The following is a 9,074-nucleotide window of genomic DNA, read 5'->3' as shown; positions in this document are numbered from 1 at the left end:
CGCCGGTTGCAACATCAAGCCGCTGCCGCCTAAACTCAGACAGAAACCGAACCAGAGCCTCCGTTACGAAACTGCTTGCGCTGTCCGAAAAACTCTGACGACGGACAGGTCCCAGACGGCCGAGTCTACAAGCGCGAAGCCACCAACTCTCGCGAGCGAAGCGTGCGTCGCGGCGGCTCGGGGATTCATGGTATCCTCCTCCGACACGATGCCGCCGTCGCCGAAAACACTTAATGACGATAGGGAGATGCGAGGGCGGGCGGGAACTAGAACGGGTTGGATTATAGTCCATTTCCACGAATGCCACTGGCATCGAAGTGTTTAGGTTGCCTAAGGAAATGTCCGAGAATTTTCAAACAGTTGCGGGCTTTACATCGAATGCGAGCAGTCGAGAGGTCCAGAGAATATCGGCCCTGAGAGACCGCGTCCGGTCCTCCTAACGTTGAGGCCGGTGAATAGCCCCTCCCGCATAACTCTCGAAAACAACGGAAAAATCCGGCCGCAGCCAAATCGGGAGAACAGTCTCTCTATGGCAAGTGGCGGAGACGAAGGGATTCGAACCCTCGATACCGTTTCCGGTATACTCCCTTAGCAGGGGAGCGCCTTCGACCACTCGGCCACGTCTCCGAGGCCGTGTCTATGCGGTTGATCGGTGAAAAACAAGCAGGAATTTCGGGGCAGGGCGTTGCGTATTTCGAAGGGGCAAATGGGCCAGCCTAGCGGTTGCGCGCGGACATGTCCGGCGAGACGGCGCTTTCCGAACCCGGACTACAGATCGTAAGTCTGGTGCAACAGCGGAATCTCGACTTCGGGGTGGCCGAGTTTGCGTGCAAAGGCCTGCATGGCCGCGGGTTCGCCGTGGACCAGAAAGCTGTGTCTTGGGCTTCCGGCGCGGCGATGCCAGTCCAGAAGGTCCGATTGGCCGGCATGGGCCGAAAAGCCGTTGATCGTGTGGATATGGGCGCGAATGTGGACTTCCTTTCCAAAAAGGCGCACCGTGGGTGCGCCGTCGATGATGAGCCGCGCCAGCGTGCCTTCGGCGGCGAATCCGACGAAGATCACCGCGTTCTCGCGCCGGGCGAGGTTGTGGCTCAGGTGATGGCGCACCCGTCCGCCGGTGCACATGCCCGATCCCGCCATGATGATCGCCCCTGAACGAATGCGGTTTAGATCGCGCGACTCCGACGGGTCGGTCACATAGTGCAGCCCCTTGACAGAGAACGGATCCTTGCCCCGGGTCAGCATCCGGGCAAGGTCGGGCTTCAGCGCCTCGGGGTGGCGGCGAAACAGGCGCGTGGCCGAGATCGCCATCGGCGAATCAAGATAGATATCGACCGTCGGTCCGATCGCGCCGGAGGCAACGCCCTGACGCAGAAAGAACTGCAGCTCCTGCGCGCGTTCCAAGGCGAAGGTGGGGATGATGACGTTCCCGCCGCGCCGCTGAGCGCCGCGAATGGCTGCGAACAACTCATCGACCGAAGCCTGAAGCGAGCGGTGATCGCGGTCGCCATAGGTGGTTTCCATGACCACCACGTCGGCATTCGGCGGCGGGGCGGGATCGTTCAGCAGCGGCCGGCCGCGCGGGCCTATATCTCCCGAAAACAGGATGCGGCGGGTGCGGCCGTCCTCTTCGGCTTCCAGCAGCACGCTCGCCGAGCCCAGGATATGGCCCGCCTCGAAGAAGGTGGCTCGGATCCCGTGGCCCAGATCGACCGCGCGGCCAAGCTCGGCCGTCCTGCCAAAACGGTCGAGCGCGTCGAACACGTCCATCGTGTCGTAGAGAGGCGCGCGGGGCTGGCCGTGCCGGCGGGCATGGCGAGCGTCTTCCTCCTGCAGGTGGGCGGCATCCATCATCACCAGCCGGGCCAGATCCCGGGTGGCGGCGGTGCAGATGATCTCGCCGCGAAAGCCGCGTTGCACCAGCAGGGGAATGCGCCCGCAATGGTCGAGATGCGCGTGCGTCAGCAGCAGAACGTCCACCGACCCGGCGGCAAAGCCGAAGGGACGGGCGTTTTCCTCGTCAAGCTCCTTGTTGCCTTGGAACATGCCGCAATCGATCAGAATTCGGCGGCGGCCGATCTCGACCAGGTGGCAGGATCCGGTCACGCCCCGCGCGGCCCCGTGAAAGGAGATCCTCATCGGGCCGCGTCCTCGACGAGAGGCCGGCCGCTGCGCCGATACCAGGTGCAGATGTCGTCCCAGGCCTCTTGTGCGGTTTCGGCATACCAGAACAGGTCGCGGTCCTCGGGGTCGATCACGCCTTCCTCGACCAGAAAATCGGGATCGAAGGCGCGGCACCAGAACTCGCGCCCGACCAGAACCACCGGAACCGGCGCGATCTTGCGGGTCTGGATCAGGGTCAGCGCCTCGAACATCTCGTCCATCGTGCCATAGCCGCCGGGGAACATCACCAGAGCCCGTGCGCGCAGCAGGAAATGCAGCTTGCGAATGGCGAAATAGTGGAAACTGAAACACAGCCCCGGCGTCAGATAGGGGTTGGGATATTGTTCATGCGGCAGCGTGATGTTCAGCCCCACGGTCGGGGCGCCCGCGTCATGCGCGCCGCGATTGGCCGCCTCCATCATGCCCGGGCCGCCGCCGGTGACCAGCACCAGCCGGCCGCCGGTTTCGTGGCTGACCTGTCCCACGATCCGGCCAAAGGCGCGGGCTTCATCGTAGTAGCGGCTCTTGTCGAGGATGCGTTCGGCCACGCGCAGGCAGCGGGCGGCCTGCGAATCATGGGGGGTCAGCTCCAGCCGCGCGCGGGCCTCTTCCGCCCTTTCTCTTGCGGCTCTGGGTTCGGGGATGCGGGTGCTGCCAAAGACCACGATGGAATGTTCGATTCCGGCCCTCTCCAGCAGTGTTTCCGCCTTCTGGTAGTCAAGCTGCAGTCGCACGCCGCGCGTCGCATCCTGCTGAAGAAAGGCGACGTCGCGATCGGCCTGACGGTATTCGGGGCTTTCCATCAGGGCGCGGATCAACGCGGGGGCCTCGGGGTCTTCGCGCCCCGGTTTGGGGGATTTCCACGGTAGGTCGGTTTGCCGTCTCTCCGGGGGCGCGGGGGCCGGTTTCGCTTGTGGTTTCGTTGCTCTGTCCGTCACCGGGATTCCCTCCTGTCCCGCCTTTCAATGCGCATGGGCGGTGCGAAGGCAGCTTAGGCGCGGGGCAGGGCACACAACAAGGTTCTTGCCGGCGCAACATGCCCGGTGCACCCGGCGAACACCGGAAAAACAATGTCACAGCAACCGCTTGGCAGTGCGATCTTGAAGCCTGTGGAAGCGAGATGAAGTGGCAGCCCGTAGGGGAATCGAACCCCTCTTTCCAGGTTGAAAACCTGGCGTCCTAACCGATAGACGAACGGGCCATCCGGTGTGAGCGCGTCTTTAAGGAATACCGCCCGGGGGCGCAAGGGAAAAAATTGGGGATGGGGTGAAAATTTTTTGCCCCTCGACCGGGTGACGGGTGGTCACGCCCGCGCGGCGTCTTCCAGCCGCAGCTGAACCCGCTGCTGACCGCGGAAATGGTTGATCTCAAGGCGTCCGGCGACATGGAACCGGGCGCCGCCGTGGTTTGCCAGTGCCGGGCCCAGATCGCTGTCGAAGGCGCGAAAGGCAATCGCGTCCAGCGCCGCGCCCGAATCGTCGGCCAAGGTCAGCTTCAGATGCGAGTCCCCCACCTGGCGGGCGTGACGCACCACCAGCGAGGGCAGGGCGAATCGCGGCGACGGGGCCCCTTGGCCAAAGGGCCCCGCGCGGTCGAGATCGGCAATCAGCTCATGCGTCGCGGCGCGCGGCATCATCAGCCCGTCCAGCCGCAGATCCGCCGGCCCGGCCCGCCCCGCGCCCTGCCGGGCCAGCAGTTCGGCCAGCCGCGTCATCGCCGCCTCCAGCCGGTCGCGCGCCACGGTCAGACCGGCGGCCATGCGGTGCCCGCCGCCCTTGAGCAACAACCCCTCGGCTGCGAGCCGCTGGACCGACGCGCCAAGATCCACGCCCGCGATCGACCGGCCCGAGCCCTTGCCTTCGTCCCCGTCCAGCCCGATCACCACGGCGGGGCGGTTGGTGGCCTCCTTGAGCCGCGAGGCGACGATGCCGACCACGCCGGGATGCCAGCCTTCGCCCGCCGCCCAGACCAGCGGTGCGTCCAGCCCGCGCGATTCGGCCTGTTCCAGCGCGGCGGCGCGCACCGCGTCCTCGATGGCGCGGCGTTCCTCGTTCAGCTGGTTCAGCCGTTGCGCCAGCGCGGCGGCCTCGGCGGTCGAGGTCGTGGACAGCAGCCGCGCGCCCAAGTCGGCCTTGCCGATCCGCCCGCCCGCATTCACGCGCGGCCCCAGCAGGAAACCCAGGTGATAGGTATTGGGCGCGGTATCCATCCTCGCCACGTCGGCCAGCGCGGCAAGACCGGGCCGCGCCCGGCGGCGCATGACCTCCAGTCCCTGCCGCACCAGCGCGCGGTTGACGCCGGTCAGCGGCGCGACATCGGCCACGGTCGCCAGCGCCACCAGATCCAGCATCGCCATCAGGTCCGGCCCTTCGCCCAGCTCCGCGGCGCGCATCTGGCGGCGTGTCTCGACCAGGAACAGGAATACCACGCCAGCGGCGCAGAGCTGGCCCAGATCGCCATCCTCGTCCTGCCGGTTGGGGTTCACCACCGCATGCGCGGGCGGCAGGGTTTCGCCGCCCAGATGGTGGTCCAGCACGATCACCTCCGCGCCCCGCGCCGCCGCGATCGCATCGTGGCTGAGCGTGCCGCAATCCACGCAGACGATCAGGTCGTGGCGGGCGGCCAGGTCGCGCATGGCGGGCGCGTTGGGGCCATAGCCTTCGTCGATCCGGTCGGGGACGTATAGCGTCGCCGCCCGCCCCATCTGCCGCAGCCAGTCGATCAGCAGCGCGGCAGAGGCGCCGCCGTCCACGTCATAGTCGGCGAAGACGGCGATCCTCTCGTTGCGCCGGACGGCTGACAGGAACCGGGCCGCGGCCTTTTCCATGTCCTTCAGACGGCGGGGGTCGGGCAGCAGGTCGCGCAGCCTGGGCGAGAGATAGGATTCGGCCTCGTGCGGGGGCACGCCGCTGCGCGCCAGCACCTGCGCCAGCGGTCGGGGCAGGCCGGTCTGCTGGGCGATCGCCTCGGCGGCGCGCTCGGTCTCGACCGATGGCCCGACCCAGCGGCGGCAGGTCAGCGATCGCTCGACCCCCAGATAGGCCAAGGGCGCGTGTCCTCCGTCCCCGTCGGCCATGCGGTCACGGCCGGCCGCGATAGTCGATCCGCCGCACCGATCCGGTGGCCGACCGCATCAGCAGCGTGCTGGTTTCCACCCAGCCGCCGTTGCGCCGTACGCGCGGCAGCAGATTGCCGCCGGTCACGCCGGTCGCCGCGAACACGACATCCGCCGTCGCCATGTCGTCGCGGGCATAGACCCGATCCAGATCGGTGATCCCGGCCCTTGCCGCGCGGTCGCGTTCGTCGTCGTTGCGAAACAGCAGCCGCCCCTGGATCTGCCCGCCCATGGTCTTGAGCGCCGCCGCCGCCAGAACACCTTCGGGCGCGCCGCCCGATCCCATATACATGTCGATGCCGGTCTTTTCCGGTTCGGCGCAGTGCATGACACCGGCGATGTCGCCATCGGTGATGAGCCGGATCGCCGCGCCGGTGCCGCGTATCTCGGCGATCATCTGCGCGTGGCGCGGCCGGTCCAGGATGCAGACGGTGATGTCGGCAGGTGCGCAGCCCTTGGCACGGGCCAGTGCCTCGACCCGCTCGGCCGGCGACATGTCGAGCGTCACCACCTCGGGGGCGTAGCCCGGTCCCACGGCCAGCTTGTCCATGTAGACGTCGGGCGCATGCAGAAGCGACCCGCGCGGTCCCATGGCGATCACGGTCAGCGCGCCGGGCATGTCCTTGGCGGTCAGCGTGGTGCCTTCCAGCGGATCCAGCGCGATATCCACCGCGGGGCCGGCCCCGGTGCCGACCTCTTCGCCGATGAACAGCATCGGCGCCTCGTCGCGCTCGCCTTCGCCGATGACAACCGTGCCGGCGATGTCGAGCCCGTTGAGCTGTTCGCGCATCGCATTCACGGCGGCCTGATCGGCGGCCTTTTCATCGCCGCGCCCGATCAGCCCGGCGGCGGCAATCGCCGCGGCCTCGGAGACGCGGGCGATCGCCAGCGACAGCATCTGGTCGTCGAAAGGGGCCGGTTGGGTGCATGTGGTCATGAATCCGTCTCGTGCTCTGGTTCGCCTGTCTCTGCCAATAGCCCGCCCGCCATTGCCGCCGCAAGGGCGCAGTCGCGGGCGCGCAATCGTCTCACCATGCCCGGCCGGACGGGCGGAACTTTGCCGGAATCGGCTTTTTTCGTGCTGTCACGGGTGCTTGCGGGCGGCTGTCGCCCTTTCGACACGAACGCCGCGCGGCGTAGGGTAGGCCAAGGCACCCTGCGTCCCCCAGTGGTCGGCGGCGGGATGAAGGATGCAATGCGGTTTGCGGTAATTCCGTTCGGGCTTCTTCTGGTGCCGACGGTCGGGGCCTCGGCCTGGCTGGCGCTGCAGGCCTGCGGCCTGCGCGTGCCGTTTTCAACCGCGGTGCTGGAATGGTGCGAAGCCGCCCCGGACCGGGCGGTTCTGGGGCAGCTTGCGCGGGAAGAGACTCAGACGCAGGCGCTGCGGGCGCGGATCGCGGCGCTGGAGAAGGCGCTGGCCTTGACGCAGTGCCTGGCCGTTGCGCCAGAGCCGCCCGCCCACGCCCAGCGGGCTGGACCCCGAAGCCTTTGACAAGGAAGACATTTCGGTGATGGAGGGCTGCTGGTTGTTGTCCTCGGATTACGCTGCGCGCGACATCGACACCGGGGCGATCACCCGGTTCAACTACTGGCGTATCTGTTTCGACAGGAACGGCCGGGGCACCGAAGAGATGCGCGCCACCAACGGCATCAGCTGGAAGGGCCGGATCAGCGGCCGGATGCCCGGAAACGGTCGGCTGACCATGCGCGAGCCGGGCAATCTGCGCTGCGGCAACGGGATGTACGTGTTCCGGCGCGACATCACCTGTTCGCTGGATGCCAAGGGGCTGGCGCAATGCGATACCTATCAACCGGAAACCAATGGGCGGGGCTCGGCCACGCTGCGCCGTGCCAGGAGGTGACGACATGGCCGATCTCTTTCTGACCAAGACCCGCATCTCGCCTTCGGACCTGGTCGAGGCCGGCGGACGTCCGGTGCTGGAGCGCCATGCCGAGCTGCACGCGCTCTTGTCCGACCGGGCTGGCCCGGCCACGGCGGCGCTGTTTGCCGAGCCGCTGGTCAGCCGCGGCAACGATGCGGCGCCCCCACCGTGTCGTGGTATGCGCGCGGCACGGGCGAGGCGCGGCCGCTTTCGGCCTTGACGGGGGAAGAACGCGATCGGGCCGAGGCCTATCTGGCCGAACATCTGCGGCCGTTGCGGGCGTTGGCTGGGGATCGGTCCTGCGCAGATCTGGTGCTGGGCGCGCTCAGCGTGCCGGGCGGGGATGACGTGATGGTGGTGGATGGCCGCCCGGTGATCGTGAACTGGGGGCTGCTGCCCGGCGGCGGCGGCGCGAATGTCTCGGCCCGGCCGGCGCATTACGCCGCGACGCTGGGGCGGTATCTGCCGCTGAACCTCGACCGGCTGACCGGGGCCGCGCCCACCGGGTCCGCGGCCCACGCCGCGACCGATGCGCGGCCCGCCGCGGCGGCGACGGGCGTGTCCGGGCATGCCATGACGATCTCTGCCTGGGCCTGGGCGCCGCTCTTGGTGCTGCTGGTTCTGGCCGGGCTGGTGCTGGCCTGGCTCGTGATGCCGGGCACGCGGATTTTCCCCAAGCCCGCGCCGGCGGCGATCGACGACCATGCCCGGCTGGCTGCGCAGCAGGCCCTGAACGCGGAGTTGCGCGCGCGGCGCGATCAGCTTCAGGCGGTGCTGGACGGCGCGATGTGCCGCCCCGATGGCGTGCTGCTGCTGCCCGACGGGGTCACGCCGGACGGGCTGGTGCCGCCGCCGATGGGCACCGCGCCGCCCGAACGGGCCGCCGCGCGCCCCGACGCGATCCTGCCCAGCCCGGCCGGGCGCGTGCAGGTCGGCCCGGACGAGGCGGGGCAGACGCTGCTGGACTGGATCGAGACGCGTTCGGTGCTGGTGCTGGCGCGCGGGGCACAGGGGCTGGCGGTCGGATCGGGCTTTGTCGTGGCGCCGGGCCGGGTTCTGACCAACCACCATGTCGTGGGGGGGGGCGAGCGGGTGATGGTGGCCTCGGCCGCGCTGTCCGCGCCGATCGACGCGCGGCTGGCCGCGCCCGCCGCGATCCTGAGCGCGGAGGTGATCAACGATTTCGTCGCCACGCTGGGGATGCGGGATCTGCCGGAGTCCGAGCGGCCCCATGTGGACCAGCCGGACGGTGGCCGGCGCCCGGTTTTTGCCGACCGTCCGGAGTCTGACAGTGCCGACGACCTGCCGTCGCGCCCCCGCCCGGTGGCCGAGGACTACTGGTCCGACTGGGTGTTCGCGCTGGATGCGCTGTTCGAGGCCAATGCCAAGGACGGCGTCGGCGGCGAGATCGACATCGATCAGAACCTCGCGCTGGGCGAGATTCTCGCGGGGTTGGAGGCGCGCCGGACCGCATGACCCTGACCGTTCGCCCAGATCCCAGGGAACCGGCCGGCGGGTATGCCATTCTGGAGCTGCCCGCGGGTGCGCTGTCGGCCGACAGCGTTTCGGTGACGGTGCAGGATGCCTTTGCTGGCAAATGGCTGGGGCCGGATGGGGCGTGGCAGGGCGAGCCCCATGCCTTTGGCCCCTGTCCCGTGGAGCGTGACGGCGATGTGATTCGCGTCCGCATCGGGCCGGACATCGTTGATCACGTCGAGGAATACGCGACTCTGAAGATTTCCCTCGGGCCGGTCGCGGCCGAACTCATCTGGCCCGACGACGTGCCGCCCGGGCCGCCAGCGGCGGCGCTCGGGGCGATTCATGCGCCGCACCGGGAGGATGTCGCCGAACCGGCTGCTCCGGTGATGGAAGCAGTGGAAGAGCCCGTGGCCGAAAAGCCGGAGCCCGACCCG

General features: G+C 68.4%; 8 protein-coding genes and 2 tRNA genes. 4 read left to right on the top strand and 6 right to left on the bottom strand.

Translation table 11 applies throughout. The features are described from left to right. Positions 1-537 precede the first annotated feature (537 nt). From C4S70_RS10600 to glpX, 6 genes are all read right to left on the bottom strand, one after another. Positions 538-627: transfer RNA gene (locus C4S70_RS10600), tRNA-Ser, on the bottom strand. A gap of 141 nt (positions 628-768) precedes the next feature. Then, complete coding sequence (locus tag C4S70_RS10595) at positions 769-2,139, bottom strand: MBL fold metallo-hydrolase RNA specificity domain-containing protein (protein ID WP_104008063.1); 1,371 nt, start codon at positions 2,137-2,139, stop codon at positions 769-771. Next, positions 2,136-2,981, bottom strand: coding sequence for an LOG family protein (locus C4S70_RS10590; RefSeq protein WP_235003797.1), 846 nt, complete (start codon positions 2,979-2,981; stop codon positions 2,136-2,138). Before C4S70_RS10590 ends, C4S70_RS10595 begins: the two co-directional genes overlap by 4 nt. Positions 2,982-3,289: 308 nt before the next feature. Further along, positions 3,290-3,364 (bottom strand) — tRNA-Glu (locus C4S70_RS10585). Positions 3,365-3,466: 102 nt separating this feature from the next. Then, positions 3,467-5,239, bottom strand: a complete 1,773-nt coding sequence (gene recJ / locus C4S70_RS10580) for a single-stranded-DNA-specific exonuclease RecJ (RefSeq protein WP_104008061.1) — start codon at positions 5,237-5,239, stop codon at positions 3,467-3,469. A gap of 4 nt (positions 5,240-5,243) precedes the next feature. Further along, positions 5,244-6,215, bottom strand: coding sequence for a class II fructose-bisphosphatase (gene glpX / locus C4S70_RS10575; protein WP_104008060.1), 972 nt, complete (start codon positions 6,213-6,215; stop codon positions 5,244-5,246). A gap of 258 nt (positions 6,216-6,473) precedes the next feature. Between glpX and C4S70_RS10570 the strand changes: the two genes are divergently transcribed. From C4S70_RS10570 to C4S70_RS10555, 4 genes are read left to right on the top strand one after another with little or no spacing between them, the layout of a single operon-like run. After that, the gene (locus tag C4S70_RS10570) at positions 6,474-6,770 is read left to right on the top strand and encodes a hypothetical protein (protein WP_104008059.1); all 297 of its coding nucleotides are present in this window, start codon (positions 6,474-6,476) and stop codon (positions 6,768-6,770) included. Beyond that, positions 6,718-7,140: a hypothetical protein gene (locus C4S70_RS10565; RefSeq protein ID WP_146064197.1), complete on the top strand. Its 423-nt coding sequence runs from the start codon at positions 6,718-6,720 to the stop codon at positions 7,138-7,140. The genes C4S70_RS10570 and C4S70_RS10565 overlap by 53 nt, the downstream gene beginning before the upstream one ends. 4 nt (positions 7,141-7,144) lie before the next feature. Then, positions 7,145-7,381 (top strand): hypothetical protein, encoded by a 237-nt coding sequence (locus tag C4S70_RS10560; RefSeq protein WP_104008057.1) that lies wholly within the window; start codon positions 7,145-7,147, stop codon positions 7,379-7,381. Beyond that, a complete protein-coding gene (locus C4S70_RS10555; RefSeq protein ID WP_235003796.1) occupies positions 7,330-8,637 on the top strand; it encodes a virulence factor SrfC family protein in 1,308 nt (435 codons plus the stop codon). The genes C4S70_RS10560 and C4S70_RS10555 overlap by 52 nt, the downstream gene beginning before the upstream one ends. The last annotated feature ends 437 nt before the right edge of the window (positions 8,638-9,074 follow it).

This window comes from Jhaorihella thermophila (genome assembly GCF_900108275.1).
GTDB classification, from domain to species: Bacteria; Pseudomonadota; Alphaproteobacteria; order Rhodobacterales; family Rhodobacteraceae; genus Jhaorihella; species Jhaorihella thermophila.
The sequence above is the reverse complement of the archived record's forward strand: the minus strand, read 5'-3'. Positions and strand labels throughout refer to the sequence as shown.